General features: G+C 44.6%; 13 protein-coding genes and 1 pseudogene. 11 read left to right on the top strand and 3 right to left on the bottom strand.

Features of this window, described 5'->3' with window-relative positions:
- Positions 1–19 precede the first annotated feature (19 nt).
- The 7 genes from LRC_RS05160 (at position 20) to trmFO (ending at position 8,239) form a co-directional block, all read left to right on the top strand.
- The gene (locus LRC_RS05160) at positions 20–1,465 is read left to right on the top strand and encodes a S41 family peptidase (protein ID WP_014073453.1); all 1,446 of its coding nucleotides are present in this window, start codon (positions 20–22) and stop codon (positions 1,463–1,465) included.
- Between the two features lie 102 nt (positions 1,466–1,567).
- Complete coding sequence (lepB, locus tag LRC_RS05155; RefSeq protein ID WP_014073452.1) at positions 1,568–2,107, top strand: signal peptidase I; 540 nt, start codon at positions 1,568–1,570, stop codon at positions 2,105–2,107.
- Positions 2,108–2,120: 13 nt separating this feature from the next.
- Positions 2,121–2,975 (top strand): ribosome biogenesis GTPase YlqF, encoded by an 855-nt coding sequence (ylqF, locus tag LRC_RS05150; protein WP_014073451.1) that lies wholly within the window; start codon positions 2,121–2,123, stop codon positions 2,973–2,975.
- Between the two features lie 10 nt (positions 2,976–2,985).
- Positions 2,986–3,756: a ribonuclease HII gene (locus LRC_RS05145; RefSeq protein WP_003693906.1), complete on the top strand. Its 771-nt coding sequence runs from the start codon at positions 2,986–2,988 to the stop codon at positions 3,754–3,756.
- A gap of 60 nt (positions 3,757–3,816) precedes the next feature.
- A complete protein-coding gene (gene dprA, locus LRC_RS05140; RefSeq protein WP_014073450.1) occupies positions 3,817–4,701 on the top strand; it encodes a DNA-processing protein DprA in 885 nt (294 codons plus the stop codon).
- Between the two features lie 86 nt (positions 4,702–4,787).
- A complete protein-coding gene (topA, locus tag LRC_RS05135; protein WP_049780074.1) occupies positions 4,788–6,911 on the top strand; it encodes a type I DNA topoisomerase in 2,124 nt (707 codons plus the stop codon).
- Between the two features lie 17 nt (positions 6,912–6,928).
- Positions 6,929–8,239, top strand: a complete 1,311-nt coding sequence (gene trmFO / locus LRC_RS05130) for an FADH(2)-oxidizing methylenetetrahydrofolate--tRNA-(uracil(54)-C(5))-methyltransferase TrmFO (protein WP_014073448.1) — start codon at positions 6,929–6,931, stop codon at positions 8,237–8,239.
- Between the two features lie 45 nt (positions 8,240–8,284).
- On the opposite strand, the pseudogene nadC reads toward trmFO, so the two are convergent.
- Together nadC and LRC_RS05120 are read right to left on the bottom strand one after the other, a co-directional pair.
- Positions 8,285–9,135 (bottom strand): annotated as a pseudogene (gene nadC / locus LRC_RS05125) (carboxylating nicotinate-nucleotide diphosphorylase).
- Entirely contained in the window at positions 9,125–10,333 is a 1,209-nt protein-coding gene (locus tag LRC_RS05120) for an MFS transporter (protein ID WP_014073447.1), read from the bottom strand. The pseudogene nadC and the gene LRC_RS05120 overlap by 11 nt, the downstream one beginning before the upstream one ends.
- 252 nt (positions 10,334–10,585) lie before the next feature.
- On the opposite strand from LRC_RS05120, the gene xerC reads away from it, so the two are divergent.
- Genes xerC through LRC_RS05100 form a run of 4 tightly spaced genes read left to right on the top strand, consistent with a single transcriptional unit; the run spans position 10,586 to position 14,381 of the window.
- Positions 10,586–11,485: a tyrosine recombinase XerC gene (xerC, locus tag LRC_RS05115; RefSeq protein ID WP_014073446.1), complete on the top strand. Its 900-nt coding sequence runs from the start codon at positions 10,586–10,588 to the stop codon at positions 11,483–11,485.
- Between the two features lie 27 nt (positions 11,486–11,512).
- On the top strand, positions 11,513–12,055 hold the full coding sequence (gene hslV, locus LRC_RS05110; RefSeq protein WP_003693914.1) for an ATP-dependent protease subunit HslV: 543 nt from the start codon (positions 11,513–11,515) through the stop codon (positions 12,053–12,055).
- Positions 11,952–13,487: an ATP-dependent protease ATPase subunit HslU gene (gene hslU / locus LRC_RS05105; RefSeq protein ID WP_476737623.1), complete on the top strand. Its 1,536-nt coding sequence runs from the start codon at positions 11,952–11,954 to the stop codon at positions 13,485–13,487. The genes hslV and hslU overlap by 104 nt, the downstream gene beginning before the upstream one ends.
- A gap of 15 nt (positions 13,488–13,502) precedes the next feature.
- The gene (locus tag LRC_RS05100; RefSeq protein ID WP_014073444.1) at positions 13,503–14,381 is read left to right on the top strand and encodes an aldose 1-epimerase family protein; all 879 of its coding nucleotides are present in this window, start codon (positions 13,503–13,505) and stop codon (positions 14,379–14,381) included.
- Positions 14,382–14,815: 434 nt separating this feature from the next.
- Here the strand turns inward: LRC_RS05100 and plsY are convergent, their stop codons facing one another.
- Positions 14,816–15,415 (bottom strand): glycerol-3-phosphate 1-O-acyltransferase PlsY, encoded by a 600-nt coding sequence (plsY, locus tag LRC_RS05090; protein WP_050781488.1) that lies wholly within the window; start codon positions 15,413–15,415, stop codon positions 14,816–14,818.
- Positions 15,416–15,458: the final 43 nt, after the last annotated feature.

The raw sequence follows: 15,458 nt of genomic DNA, 5'->3' as shown, positions 1-15,458 counted from the left end.
CAGATGGAAGGAAAAAATAGTGACAAAAAAAGCAAGCAGTTCTTTTAAAGAAAAGCTTTTCAAAAAACGGTTAGGCTTTATTGGAATTTTTGTATCAATCGTTGTCTCTCTTCTCGTGGGAGGCGGTTCCGTTTATTATTTTATGAACAAACAGGTCAAAGAACTTGAAACCGCCAACCAGTCGTTAGGCAAAATCAGTTCGGTCTACAGTACGCTTTATTATAATTATTATAAGCAGATTTCGCAAAAGAAGCTGACGGACGGAGCAATTAACGGCATGATCAGCGCATTGGACGATCCTTTTTCAGAATACATGTCCGAAACAGAAAGCTCTAATTTAAACGATACGATGTCAGGAAGTTTCGGAGGCATCGGGACTCAGGTCGAAAAAAGCAGCAATGCGATCAAAGTCATTGCACCGATTGCAGGTACTCCGGCTTCAAAGGCCGGAATCAAGGCCAATGATCTGATCGTTAAAATCAACGGACACCAAACATCCGACATGACGCTAAACAAGGCCGTCCAAATCATGCGCGGCAAGATTGGAACCAAGGTCACGATTACGATCAAACGAAACGGGCAGACTTTCGATAAGACTCTGGTCAGGGCAAAAATCCCAGTCAAAACCGTCACGGAAACGTTGGATTCTAAAAACAAGTCAATCGGCGTGATTGCAGTGACGACTTTCTCGCAAAACACGGCAAGGGAAATGAAACAATCAATCGTCTCGCTTCGAAAGCAAGGGGCAAAGTCTTTTGTCATCGACATGCGCAACAATCCAGGCGGCTTAATGGATCAGGCATTGAAAATGTCGTCAATGTTCGTTAAAGACGGCAAAGTTATTTTGCAGGTAGCATCACGGTCAGGCAAGCCGACGATTTATCGTGCCGGCAAGCAGTTTGACAACGGCTTTAAGGTTCACGAAAAGACGGTCGTTTTAATCAACGGCGGTTCGGCAAGCGCTGCTGAAATCTTCTCTTCAGCCTTGCGTCAGTCAGCGGGCGTCAAACTCATCGGGACGAAATCGTACGGGAAAGGCACGGTTCAAAATACGTTGCCATTTAAGGACAAAACGGAACTTAAGCTGACGATTGCAAAATGGCTGACTCCGAACGGAACTTGGATTCATCACAAGGGACTGCAACCGGATATTAAGGCAGACTATCCAAGCATAGCTTATGTTCTAGTGCCTAACGTCAATAAAGAGCTGAAATTGGACGACAGCGGCAGTTCGGTTGAGTCGTTGCAAAAGATGCTGAATTTCCTAGGATATGATGCCGGTAAAGAAAACGGCTATTTCTCAGAGAAAACTCAAAAAGCAGTCGAGGCCTATCAAAAAGAAAATAAGTTGACCGTTAACGGCAAGGCTGATACGAAGACTTTGACGACTCTTGAAACGCAGATTTCTCAAAAAATAAATCAAAACGATCCTGTGCTTGAAAAAGCAGAAGACGAATTGAAATAATTAAAGGCGAACCTGCCGATATCGGCAGGTTCGCTCTTTTTTTTTAAGCAAATCCTTGTTATGATTAAATAGTGTGAACAAATTTATGAGGAGGCGAATTCCATGAAAAAGATGCTGAACAGGTTCAACTGGAAATACTGGGTTCCGTTGGTCGGAATGGCGAGCTTGTCGGCATTGTTTTTTAGGACTTTCGTTCTCACTCCGGTTGAAGTTGTCGGCAACTCGATGGAACCTGCTTTGCATGACGGAAATGAGGTGCTGGTTAGAAAATACGGCAAGGTCAAGCGTTTTGAAATCGTGATTTTTACGCTTCCCAACGGAAAAACATGCGTCAAACGCGTCATTGGACTTCCTGGAGACATGATTTCCTATAAAAACGACACCTTATACGTGAACGGAAAAGCAGTTGACGAATCGTTTCTTGATGACGTCAAGAGACAATACAATACCTATACATCCGATTTTTCTTTGAACGAGCTTATCGGCAAGAAAAGGGTTCCTAAAAATCAATATTTCGTGTTGGGAGACAACCGCAGAATCAGCAAGGATTCTCGAACAATCGGAACCATTAAAAGCGAATGGATATCAGGCCGCGTTCTGTTGAATTATTGGCCGATTACTTCATTCAAATTATTCAATTAAAGCGGAGGAAAAAATGACTGTTATTCAGTGGTATCCTGGGCATATGGCAAAAGCTTTGCGCCAGGTCAAGGAAAATTTAAATGCAGTAGATATCGTTTTGGAACTGGTTGACGCCAGATTGCCGGAATCTTCAAGAAATCCTCAATTGGAAGAATTGCTGCAAAACAAAAAAAGCATTATCGTTTTGACAAAGATGGATCTTGCAGATCCCAAACTGACGAGAGAATGGATCGCGTATTACGAGCAAAACGGACATCCGGCAATTGCCGTCAACAGCAACCAGGGCACGCTTCCCGCAATCGAAAAGAAAATCAAGGAAGTCTTAAAAGAAAAAATTGCGGCAAAAGAAGCACGCGGGATCAAGAATTCGCGCATCAAGGCGATGTGCATCGGAATTCCGAACGTCGGAAAATCAACCCTTCTCAATCGATTGGTAAAGAAAAACGTCGCAATCGTCGGCAACAAGCCCGGGGTCACCAAGGCGCAGCAATGGCTGAAAGCCGGTTCAAGCCTGTTGCTGCTTGATACTCCGGGAATTTTGTGGCCAAAATTTGAAGATCCGATCGTTGGCAAAAAGCTTGCCTTGACTGGTGCTGTCAAAGATACGCTTTATGCCAAAGACGACGTTGCATTATACGAATTGGAATATTTCGTCGACAACCATCCTCAAGCATTGACGGAGCGCTATAAACTGGATGAATCGGATCTGGATCAGCCGACCGTCGAACTATTGCTTTCAATTACCAGGAAAATGGGCTTCAAAGAAGATTATGATCGTGCAAGCGAGCGTTTGATCTTTGAATGCCGCAAGGGAAAACTCGGACGTTTCACGTTGGATGCCGTTCCCAAAGATCCTGCCAAAGTTTAGGGGTTGAGGCATGGAAAAAAAGATGACGATCGCACAGGCGAAAAGGCTTCTTGAAGAAGACCCGACACCGGAATTATTGGAGACGTTCAGAAAAGACGGGCGCAAAGGAATTCAAAAGCTTCTTTTGTCGTATGACAAAAGAATTCAAAAGAAATTACAAAAGCAGGCCGAGTTTGAAAACAGACTCAAACTTGAGCGTGCTTATTGGAATTTTGGCATTGAAAACGTCGGAGGAATCGATGAAGTCGGTCGCGGACCATTGGCAGGGCCCGTTATCGCTTGTTGCGTAATTTTGCCGCACGATTTTGATTTGATTGACGTCAACGATTCCAAACAGCTGACTGCGGAAAAAAGGGAAAAGCTTTACGGATTGATTTTGGAACGCGCAATTGATGTCGGAATCGGCTGTGTTGACAATCGGATGATCGACAGAATCAACATTTATGAAGCAGCACGAGTTGCGATGAAACAAGCCGTCGAGTCATTGCGCATCAAACCCGAGCAGCTTCTAATCGATGCAATGCAGATTGAAACCGACATCCCTCAAAAAAAACTTATCAAAGGAGATGCCAAATCTGCCTCTATTTCAGCCGCAAGCATTGTTGCCAAGGTAAATCGAGATCATTTGATGCAGTTTTATGACAGAATTTATCCAGGATATGGTTTTTCCAAAAATGACGGATACGGAACCAAGGAACATTTGGCAGGATTAGAAAAGCTGGGACCGTGTCCGATTCACAGAATGACTTTTGAACCGATCAAATCAAAATATTTTAAATAGCTCGGCTGCTTTTTTGCGCCTTTATTAGTATATAAAGAGTAAAAAAGGCAGGTTTGCGTTATGAATAAAAGAGAATTTTTAATCAAGCTGAGCGTCATGGGAGTTCCTTATTCAATCCAGCTTTCAATCGCTGAATTTATCGAACGAAACGACAGAATTCCAAACTTTTCCGAAACGGACAGATTCATTGAAGGAAAATCGTTTGAACTTGAAAGAATTTTTCAAAAAGCATTCAGTCCCGAGGTTGAACGAGCATATCGAAAAAACGTTGAATATGCGGGAGTCGCAACGATCATCGATCGTAATTATCCTAAAGCCTTAAAGGAAATCTATCATCCCCCGGTCGTGCTTTACTTTCAGGGAGATTTCGAATTGACGAACGAGCCGGCTTTAGGAGTAGTAGGGTCAAGGGTTCATTCACCGTATGCAGAAGACAGTTTGAAGCTGCTTTTGCCGGACGTCATCAATCAGGGAATCGTCATCGTCAGCGGGCTTGCAAAGGGCACTGACAGCATCGTGCACCAAATGACGATGAACTATTGTGGCAAAACGATTGCCGTCATCGGAACGGGACTCGACGTTGTTTATCCAAGGGGCAACGTGATGCTTCAAAACGAAGTGGCTGCCAAGGGGCTTTTGCTGACGGAATATCCGCTTGGATCGCAGCCCCTGAAATTTCATTTTCCGCAACGGAATCGCATCATTGCCGGGCTTGTTCAAACTATTTTGGTCGTTGAGGCAAGACACAGGAGCGGAACGCTCATTACCGCAAACGTTGCTTTGCAAGAAAATCGCAACGTTTTGGCAATTCCCGGAAAAATTACCGAATCTTTGTCACAAGGAACGAACGAATTGATTGCGGCCGGTGCAAAACCTGCATTGTGTTCGGAAGATATTATTGAAGAATTTTCAAATTTCTTGACAAATCACATTAAATTACCTTAACATTGGTATCGAAATTTTATTTAAGATGTTAAATAAAATGCTTGAACGGATATCAGCGTAATAGAAAAGCAAAAGGAGTTGGGTTCATGCCAACTAAGGATGGTAGCACTAAAGCAAAACCAAAAAAGAAAACAACCAGAAGGACTCCCAAAAAGAGCCTTGTAATCGTGGAATCGCCTTCAAAGGCTAAAACGATCGAGAAGTATCTCGGCAATCGTTATAAAGTAATGGCGAGTTTAGGGCACATTCGCGATCTTCCCAAAAGCAAGATGGGAATTGACGTTGAAAACAATTACGAGCCTCACTATATTTCAATTCGGGGCAAAGGCGACGTGATCAAAGAATTGCGCAAAGAGGCCAAGAAAGCCGATCACGTCTATCTTGCAGCCGATCCGGACCGCGAAGGAGAAGCAATTGCATGGCATCTTTCCTATTTGTTGGGACTGGATCCAAAGGACAAGAATCGCGTCGTATTTAATGAAATTACGAAAGATGCGGTTAAAAATGCCTTCAAGACTCCGCGTGCAATCGATATGAATCTGGTTGATGCTCAACAGGCTCGGCGGGCGCTCGATCGTTTGGTGGGTTATTCGATTTCTCCGCTTCTATGGTCAAAAATCAAAAAGGGTCTTTCTGCGGGACGCGTGCAGTCAATCGCTTTGAACTTGATTATTAAGCGCGAAAAAGAAATCAGAAATTTCAAGCCTGAAGAATATTGGACGATTGATGCCGAATTCAAAAAAGGCCGCTCAAAATTTGAGGGTTCTTTTTACGGCATTGACGGCAAAAAGACTGCTTTGCAGAATAACGATGCCGTCAAATCCGTCATGGAACGCATCGATACGAAAAAGCCGTTCACGGTGGACAACGTTGAAAAGAAAGAACGCAAGCGACAACCTCCGCTTCCGTTTACGACATCAACGATGCAGCAGGTCGCAAACAACAATTTGAAATTCAGAACTCAAAAGACGATGATGGTTGCTCAGCAGCTTTATGAAGGCATCAACATCGGTCGTAGCGGCACCGTTGGCTTGATTACCTACATGCGTACTGATTCGACGCGTATTTCTGAAGTTGCCAAGCATGAAGCATCAGAGTTTATTCATTCTGAGTACGGTGAAAATTATGCCGCAATCAAACCTCGTCAAGGCAAGCTTGCTGAAGGAGCTCAGGATGCGCACGAAGCAATCAGACCGTCTTCAGTTTTGAGAACGCCAAAATCGCTTGAAAAATACCTTGACAAGGATCAAATGAAACTTTATTCGCTGATCTGGTCACGCTTTGTTGCCAGTCAGATGACGCCTGCCGTTATTGATACGATGCGCGTTGATCTTGAGCAAAATGGTGTTTCATATCGTTCAACCGGTTCAAAGCTTAAATTTGACGGATTTACGAAGGTTTATGCTGATTCAAAGCATAAGGACAATATGTTGCCGGATTTGGAAAACGGTGATGAGGTCATCATGAGCAGGAATCAGCCAAATCAGCATTTCACTTTACCACCGGCACGCTTTACGGAAGCAGCTTTGATCAAAACGCTCGAAGAAAACGGCGTTGGTCGTCCTTCAACGTATGCACCGACTTTGAATACGATTCAGAAGCGCTACTACGTCAAATTGGCTGCGAGAAAATTTGAACCAACTGAGCTGGGGGAAATTGTCGACAATATGATCGGCAAATGTTTCCCTGATATCCTCAACGTCAAATTTACTGCTAAGTTGGAAGATCAGCTGGATGAAATTGAAGAAGGAAAACAGGAATGGGTTAAAGTTGTTGATGAATTCTACAAGCCTTTTTCAACTGAAGTCAAGACTGCTGAAGAAAAAATGGCGAAAGTCAAAATAAAAGATGAGCCTGCAGGCTTTGACTGCGAAATTTGCGGGGCTCCGATGGTCGTCAAAATGGGAAGATTCGGCAAGTTTTACGCCTGCAGTCGCTTTCCTGACTGTCGCAACACCAAGGCCATCGTTAAACAAATCGGCGTTAAATGTCCGCAATGCAAGCGCGGTGAAATTATTGAGCGCAAATCAAAGAAGAACAGGCTTTTCTATGGCTGCAACAGGTATCCTGAATGTGACTTCATTTCATGGGATAAGCCGATTGCAAGAGATTGTCCTAAATGCGGGCATTTCTTGATTGAAAAGAAAACAAAACAAGGGATGCAGGTCAAGTGTCCAAATAACGATTATGAAGAAGCTATTCAAAAATAGCCAAATGGAGGATTTTAATGGAAAAATGCGTTAACGTGGTCGGAGCAGGACTTGCCGGAAGCGAGGCAGCTTGGCAGCTGGCTAAAAGGGGCATCAAAGTAAGACTTTACGAGATGCGACCGAAAAAGAACACACCGGCTCATCATACGGGAAATTTTGCAGAACTTGTCTGTACAAATTCTTTGCGGGCCAACCAATTGACTAACGGAGCAGGACTTTTGAAAGAAGAAATGCGACAGCTTGATTCTTTGATAATGAAAGCCGCTGATGAAAACAGCGTTCCTGCCGGTGGGGCTTTGGCAGTTGATCGTGATGCTTTTTCCGGCGAAATCACAAAAACGCTGCATGAAAATGAAAATATTACGGTCATCGAAGAAGAACTCAAGGAATTGCCGCAGGGGTTGACGGTCATTGCGACAGGTCCGTTGACTTCAGACTCGCTTGCAGATTCAATCAAAGAGTTCATGGGTGATGAAGGACTTTATTTCTATGATGCGGCCGCACCGATCGTTGAAAAGGCTTCGCTTGACATGGACAAGGTTTATCTCAAATCACGTTATGATCGCGGGGATGCTGCTTACCTCAACTGTCCGATGACGGAAGAAGAATTCGAAAATTTCTACAATGAACTGATTAATGCTGAAACTGCCGAACTGCATGCCTTTGAAAACGAAAGATTCTTTGAAGGATGCATGCCGATTGAACAGATGGCGTCACGCGGCAAGAAAACGATGCTGTTTGGCCCGCTGAAACCTGTCGGATTAGAAGATCCCAGAACCGGCAAAGAGCCTTATGCGGTAGTTCAATTGCGCCAAGATAATGCCGTTGGTGATTTGTATAACATTGTCGGTTTTCAGACTCATCTCAAATGGGGAGAACAAAAGCGCGTCTTTTCAATGATTCCCGGTTTGGAAAATGCACAGTTCGTTCGCTACGGCGTCATGCACAGAAACACTTATCTTCGTTCGCCTGAATTCTTAAAAGACACCTACCAGACGAAGAAACGCTCAGATTTGCTTTTTGCAGGTCAGATGACTGGCGTCGAAGGTTATGTCGAAAGCGCTGCAAGCGGGCTTTATGCCGGGATCAATGCCGCTCGGTTGATTGAAGACAAAGATCCGTTGGTTTTCCCAGTTGAGACGATGATGGGGGCAATGGCTCATTATATTACGCATGCAAGTGCCAAAAACTTCCAACCGATCAATGCCAACTTTGGAATCGTGCCGCGTCTTTCGCAAAAAATTCGCGACAAGCGCGAAAGAAATCTGGCGTTATCCAAACGAGCTTTGGATATTCTTGACAAGTACAAATTGGAAAACGAATTATAAAACAAAAAGGGGACTTGCCAAATAGGCAACTCTCCTTTTTGTTTTTTAAAATTCAGCTTTAACTGCATTTTTGACCAGGAAACTGATGTCTAACGGTTCGACTTCATTGGTCAGCTCTCCCATTGACAGGAAATCAGCACCGCATCCTTTGAAACTTGCAATAGTCGAAAAGCTGATTCCGCCGGAAGCTTCGATTTTAACGTGGGCAGGAACTATTTCTTTCCATTTTCGTATTGTTTGCGGCAACTGGTTGTCAAACATGATCACGTCAACATTGGCATCGATTGCTTCTTTTAATTCGTCAATCGTTTCAATTTCGACTTCGATCGGAGTCAACGGACCAATATGTTTTCTGATGTTTTTTCAACGCAATTTTTGATACTGCCGGCAAGCGCAATATGATTGTCCTTTAACATGAGCGCACCGGTCAGATCAAAGCGATGGTTGTGACCCCCGCCAATCATTACGGCGTACTTGTCAAACATTCTCAGGCCGAGAGTCGTTTTTCTGGTATCACAAAGCTTGATTGAATCATCGTCTAAAAGATCGATAGCCTTTTGGGTTTTCGTGGCGATTCCGCTCATATGCTGCATCATATTCAATGAAACGCGTTCACCGGCTAAAAGAGTTTTGGCGTTTCCGACAGCTTTTCCCATCACCGTGCCTTTTTTTATGAAATCACCATCCTTGACGCAAGGGCTGTAAACGGCATCACCGCCAAGAAGTTCGTAGACCATTCCCGGAATTTCTTGGCCGCACGCGATTCCGTCTTCTTTGGCAATGAACGATCCGGCCGTTTCACCGTCTGGAAGGTAAGCGGTGCTTAGATCGCCAAAACCTAAGTCTTCTTTCAGAAATTCAGCTAATTTTTCTTTTGCAAGCAGTTTATTCAGCATGATTTTGTCCGTCCTTTGAAAGGTTTTCGTCAGGCAATGCCAAAACGGCAATCGCACCGACGATCAATGAAACCATGAAGAGAATAAAAATCGAATTGATTGAAATTCCCTTGTCCATCAAGAATCCGACCAAAAGCGGTCCGACAACGGCACCGAAACGTCCCATGCCTTCCGCAAGTCCGGTCATCGTGCCGCGCGTTTTCACGTGGTAAAGGCTTGGAGTCAAAGCGATGATTGCACCGTAAGCACCAAGGTTGAAGAATGACAGAACGCAGCCGGCGATGATCGTTGCGGAAACGGACACTGCATTTCCAAACATCACGGCCCCCAAAGCGGTCCCAAGCATATAAACTGAAAAGATATAACGCAATCGGACGTGTTTTGTCAGCCATGCCGCGCCAAAATAGCCGGGAAGCTGCGCAACAACCATCAATGTCGTGTATCCGAAGCTTGAAACAAAGCTGTTTCCTTTTGAAACAAGAATGCTTGGCAGCCACATGAACATGCCATAGTAGGAAAACATGACCATGAACCATGCCGTCCAAAGCAATGGCGTACGCCACGTAAAGGCCTGTTTCAAGGAATTGAAATCAAATTTTTCCTTCGTATTTTGCTTAACGTCATCGCTGTCCGAGACGTGTTTTCTGATTGCGACTACGAAAAATCCAGAGCAGGCAGTCACGATCAAAAGCCCGCGCCAGCCTAAAAGTCCGCTCAAAGCATATGACAAAAAGGCTGCGACAAGCCAGCCGACGGCCCAGAAACTGTCTGCCAAAATCAGCATCATTGAGCGTTTTTTGCCGCTGTACAGTTCCGCTATATAGGTTGCGGCTACCGGAAGTTCGCCACCAAGTCCGGCACCGACGATAAAGCGAACGATCAAAAAGGGCAAGAACCCTTGGGTGAAGGCCAAAACGACGTTTCCGAGCGAAAAAAGCAGCAAAGAAGCAATCAGCGTTTTTTGCCGACCAACCTTATCAGCCAAGTGACCGAATAAAAAGCCGCCAGCAATCATTCCGATTGAACTGACAGAACTCACCAGTCCCGTTTGGGATTGCGTAAGCAGCCATTCCTTTCTGATCAGCGGCATGACGAACGAAAGCAGGCCGACGTCCAAGGCATCAAAGGCCCAGGCCGTTCCGATGATCAGGAAAGTTGAAAAGGGATTGAGATTGCTTTTGTTTTGTGTATAATCCATGATAATTAATTCACCTCATAAGCTTTTGTACTCCGTTTAAGTATCAAATACTTTAATATGTCTGAAAATAAATGTATTTTAGACTTTTATCTGCGCAAATAAAAAAGTCGTTAATACTTAAAAACAATGATAGAACAAAATATTTGAATTTTCAAGCGAAAATTCAAATTTGCTTAAGACTTGGCACAAAGCATCGCTTGACCTTGACTTAATATGCTTTGTGAAGGAAAATGAAATGAGGGGGTGTCAGCCTTGGAAAAAGAATGGCTTGAACAATTTAAGCAATATCTCAAAGTTGAGCGACAGTACTCCGAGGCAACGATTACCTCGTATTTTGAGGATTTAAACGAGTTTTGCCGTTTCCTTGATGAAAGCGGCGGTTTGAAATCGTTCAAGGACATCAATAATATCGATGTCCATGCGTATATGAGCTGGCTTTATGACAGAGAACTCAAGACGACGACCGTTTCGCGCAAGATTTCAAGTTTGCGGGCCTTTTACCGTTTTCTTGTCAGAAACGATAAAGCCGATCAGGATCCTTTTGCATACGTTTCTTTGAGACGACATCCGAGACGACTGCCGCATTTTTTTTACGAAAAAGAAATGAATGCGCTGTTTCAAGCCGTTTGCGGGGACGATCCTTTGACCGTTCGCGACAATGCATTGCTTGAGAACTTGTATTCAACGGGAATGCGCGTCAGCGAATGCGTCGGTTTGAAGATGCAGGATATTGATTTTCCGATGCGTTCGATTCTGGTTCACGGGAAAGGCAAAAAGGATCGCTACGTTAAGTTTGGAAGCTATCTCGATAATGCGTTGAAGGCTTACTTTGAAAAAATGCGCACGCCGGTCATGGAAAAATATCAAAAGGAACATGACTTTGTTTTCGTAAACCATTACGGCGATCAGCTGACGCCTGCCGGGGTCAGCTACATTTTGAACAAAATTGTTGAAAAAAGCAGTTTGACAACGACGATTCATCCGCATGAGCTCAGGCATACGTTTGCGACGCACATGCTTGCGAACGGGGCTGATCTTCGTTCGGTTCAGGAGCTTTTGGGACACAGCAGCATTTCAACGACTCAAATATACACGCACGTTACGCCTGAACATCTTAAGCGGGACTACCGAAAATTTTTTCCGCGTGCATAAAATTACATTTTTGTTGGAGGAATTAGAATGGCAATTTCATTTCATGCTACAACGATTTGTGCGGTTCGCCACAATGGCAAGACGGCCATGGCAGGCGACGGACAAGTTACGATGGGCGAAAAAGTTATCATGAAAGGGACGGCCCACAAGGTTCGCAAGATTTATGACGGCAAAGTCGTCGTCGGCTTTGCCGGATCCGTGGCTGATGCTTTCAATTTGGAAGACCGTTTTGAGAAAAAACTCAATCAATACAGCGGCAATCTGCAAAGGGCAGCGGTTGAACTGGCGCAAGAATGGCGCAGCGATCAAGCATTGCAGAAACTGGAGGCATTGCTGATCGTGATGGATGCCAAGAATCTGCTGCTTGTTTCCGGATCGGGCGAAGTAATCGAACCCGACGACGACGTTTTGGCAATCGGGTCGGGCGGAAACTACGCTTTGGCCGCTGCAAAAGCCATGACGAAATATGCTGATGGCATGTCTGCAGCCGAAATTGCCAAGGCCGCAATCGGAATTGCCGGCGACATTGATATTTTCACGAATCACAATATTATTTGCGAAGAACTTTAAGGAGGGACTGGATTTGACAGGACATGAAAAAACTCCAAAAGAAATCGTAGCCGAACTCGACAAGTACGTCGTTGGACAAGCAAAAGCCAAAAAGGCCGTTGCAATCGCTTTACGCAACCGCTACCGCAGGATGCAGCTTTCTGAGGACATGCAGGAAGAAATCACGCCAAAAAATATGATGATGATCGGACCCACAGGCGTCGGAAAGACTGAAATAGCCAGACGTCTGGCCAAAATCGTCGATGCACCGTTTATCAAGGTCGAAGCTACAAAATTCACGGAAGTCGGCTACGTTGGTCGCGACGTCGAATCGATGGTTCGTGATCTGGTTGAAGTTTCTTACAAGATGGAAGAAGACGAAATGTTCAAAAACGTTCGTGCAGAAGCCGTCGCAAAAGCTGACAAACGGTTGGTGAAACTGCTCGTTCCTGCTCAGAAGAAACAGGAAAAAATGTCGCAGCAGCAAGCATTTTCAAAGATGATGAGCGATCTTCAAAGCGGAAATTACGCAAACCTTTTCAATCAGCAGGAAGAACCTGAAGACGTAACCGATGAGATTGCAGACAAGCGCATGTCGGTTGCCGAAAAACTTCGTCAAGGATATCTTGAAAATGAAGAAATCACGCTCCAGATGGATGAGCCAAGCTCTCCGTCCGGAGCATCCGACGGAATGCTCGGCCAAATGGGCGTCGACCTTTCAGACGCGCTTGCCCAGATTACGCCGAAAAAAAAGATCACCAGAACGGTAACCGTTAAAGAAGCACGCGAAATTTTGGTTCGCGAAGAATCATCCAAGCTCGTCAACTCATGGGACATTGCCGATGCCGCCATCAAGCGCGCCGAAAATACCGGCATTATCTTTATCGATGAAATCGACAAGATTACTTCCAAATCAAAGCAAAACTCCGGCGAGGTTTCGCGCGAAGGAGTTCAGCGAGACATCTTGCCGATTGTCGAAGGGTCTTCAATCAAAACAAAATACGGCATGATCAAAACAGATCATATTTTATTCATTGCTTCCGGTGCGTTTGCAGAATCAAAGCCAAGCGATCTGATTGCGGAACTTCAAGGAAGATTCCCGATCAGAGTCGAGCTTGACGATTTGCAAAAAGAAGATTTCGTCAGAATCTTGACGGAACCGAGAAACGCGCTCGTCAAGCAGTATATTGCTTTGATCGGCACGGACAACGTTTCCGTAACGTTTACGAAAGAGGCAATCGAGAAAATTGCTGAGATTGCATTCAAAGTAAATCACGAAACCGAAAATATCGGTGCCAGACGTCTTCACACGATTCTTGAAAAACTGCTTGAAGATTTGCTGTTTGAAGGACCAGACATGCATATGGGCGAAATCACGATTACTGAAGCCTATGTTGAAGACAAGGTCGGCTCGATCGTTGCCGACAAGGATCTCAGCCAATATATTCTGTAGAAGGGGGATTTTGACATGACCGTCATGCTTGAAAACGAACATATCAGAGTCTGCATCAATGAACATGGTGCAGAGCTTTCAGAAATTATTTTGAAAAAAACAGGCGCAAATTATCTTTGGAGCGGGGATGCAAAATATTGGGGCAGACATGCGCCCGTGTTGTTCCCAACGGTCGGAAAATTAAAAAACGACGAATACTTCATCGACGGCAAGCGCTATTCCATGCATCAGCACGGATTTGCTCGCGACATGGACTTTGAGGTTGAAGAAAAGCAGCGGACAAGGGCTGTTTTCGTTTTAAAATCAGATTCAGAGACCAAAAAAGCCTATCCGTTCGAATTTGTTTTAAAGATCGCCTATACGTTGTTTGAAAACACCATTGAAACCGCATATACGGTCGAAAATCCCAACAGTCAGGAAATGCCTTTCGGGATCGGTGCCCATCCGGCATTTTCAACGCAGCTTCAAGTCGGTGATGAATACGATGATTACGTCGTTGAAATTACGGGGCAAAAATCACGCCGCTTTTTGCCGTTAAATGCAGAGGGGTTATTCGATTTGGATAAAGCCACAGAAAAAGACCTCTTTGAAATCAACGTCTCAAGAGAAACTTTCAGCAATGACGCAATCGTTTTTTGCAATGATGGAGCACCCGTTGAAGTGGTCTTAAAGAGCAAAAAGCATAATCATCAAGTGAAAATGACGTCGGACGATACGCTTGCTTTGGGCATTTGGTCGTGCTACCCGAAAGACGGACAGTATGTCTGCCTTGAGCCTTGGTGGAGCATTGCCGATACTGCCGATACGACGCAGGATTTCAGAAAAAAATACGGAATCAAAACGCTTGCTCCGAATGAAACGTTCAATGCTTCATTCAAGATAGCAATCAAATGAGGTTGGGAAAAACTATGCCTCAAATTGAAAAACCGGATGATTTGCAATTAACTGCAAATCATCCGTTTTTTGCGTATGCATGACGATTGCATGCTATAGCGGAGTAATAAGTCCCAAAGTTAACTGAGCTTGATTCATCAGTCGCTTCCTTTGGCAAAATAGCTGTCAGTTACGGACACACCGATGAAAATGGGCACGCTGTCCATAAACGGACTGTTTCAAAAAGGCTGATTACGGACAAAATGGTCCAAAACGGCCGTTTGTCCGGAAATCTGAGCGAGATCCCGGATAGATTGGTTGAGCAGTCCTGCTGATTGAAAAAGTAGTTTTTATGCATTGGAAATTAAAAAAGCGGACGAAGTCAGTCGCAAATTGACCGCCTTCGTTCGGCTTTTCGTTTAATTCAAAAGTAAAACTGGACTTTTCTCCCATCCTCATTTGTTTTCTTTTTGTTTTTTTCTGTAAAGCAATCCGAAATGAACCATGTTTTCCGTTCCGTTTTTGATGCGTTCGATGTTGCCCCAATGACGGAGAAAAATGAAAATCGTCAAAGCAAGAGCAACGATCGTCAAAATCGGATCGTTATAAAACAGCGAAACGACCGTAATCAGCGTAAAGCCGACCATGCTTGCAACGCTTACCATGCTTGAAACATAAAGCGTGATCAGGAAAATGACCCAGGCAATCAAAAAGAACTCCGGATTATAGACCAAAAGCACGCCGACGCTCGTCGCAACGGCTTTTCCGCCTTTGAATCCGGCAAAGATCGGAAAGACGTGGCCGATGATTGCCGAAAGACCGATCAGCAAAGCGTTGACATGCATGCCAAACATCATCGGAAGCAGAGCCGTTAAAGTTCCCTTGAACATGTCCATCACCAAAACGATGATTCCTGCCTTTTTTCCAAGCACGCGAAACGTGTTGGTCGTACCCATATTTCCGCTGCCGTAATCGCGAACGTCCTTGCCGTACATTAATTTGCCGATCCAAACGCCGGAAGGAATCGAACCGAGCAAATAGCCGATGACGCACATCGCAATGATTTTCAGAGTATTTGAATCCAACAGAAACTCCTCC

It is taken from the genome of Ligilactobacillus ruminis ATCC 27782, assembly GCF_000224985.1.
In the GTDB taxonomy this organism is placed as follows: domain Bacteria; phylum Bacillota; class Bacilli; order Lactobacillales; family Lactobacillaceae; genus Ligilactobacillus; species Ligilactobacillus ruminis.
The sequence above is the reverse complement of the archived record's forward strand: the minus strand, read 5'-3'. Positions and strand labels throughout refer to the sequence as shown.

What these genes read in the sequence shown, in the direction of transcription:
- lepB (WP_014073452.1), top strand. Translation starts at nt 1,568, where the DNA reads ATGAAAAAGATGCTGAACAGGTTCAACTGGAAATACTGGGTTCCGTTG.
- ylqF (WP_014073451.1), top strand. Translation starts at nt 2,121, where the DNA reads ATGACTGTTATTCAGTGGTATCCTGGGCATATGGCAAAAGCTTTGCGC.
- LRC_RS05145 (WP_003693906.1), top strand. Translation starts at nt 2,986, where the DNA reads ATGGAAAAAAAGATGACGATCGCACAGGCGAAAAGGCTTCTTGAAGAA.
- dprA (WP_014073450.1), top strand. Translation starts at nt 3,817, where the DNA reads ATGAATAAAAGAGAATTTTTAATCAAGCTGAGCGTCATGGGAGTTCCT.
- topA (WP_049780074.1), top strand. Translation starts at nt 4,788, where the DNA reads ATGCCAACTAAGGATGGTAGCACTAAAGCAAAACCAAAAAAGAAAACA.
- trmFO (WP_014073448.1), top strand. Translation starts at nt 6,929, where the DNA reads ATGGAAAAATGCGTTAACGTGGTCGGAGCAGGACTTGCCGGAAGCGAG.
- LRC_RS05120 (WP_014073447.1), bottom strand. Translation starts at nt 10,333, where the DNA reads ATGGATTATACACAAAACAAAAGCAATCTCAATCCCTTTTCAACTTTC.
- hslV (WP_003693914.1), top strand. Translation starts at nt 11,513, where the DNA reads ATGGCAATTTCATTTCATGCTACAACGATTTGTGCGGTTCGCCACAAT.
- hslU (WP_476737623.1), top strand. Translation starts at nt 11,952, where the DNA reads ATGCTGATGGCATGTCTGCAGCCGAAATTGCCAAGGCCGCAATCGGAA.
- LRC_RS05100 (WP_014073444.1), top strand. Translation starts at nt 13,503, where the DNA reads ATGACCGTCATGCTTGAAAACGAACATATCAGAGTCTGCATCAATGAA.
- plsY (WP_050781488.1), bottom strand. Translation starts at nt 15,415, where the DNA reads ATGTGCGTCATCGGCTATTTGCTCGGTTCGATTCCTTCCGGCGTTTGG.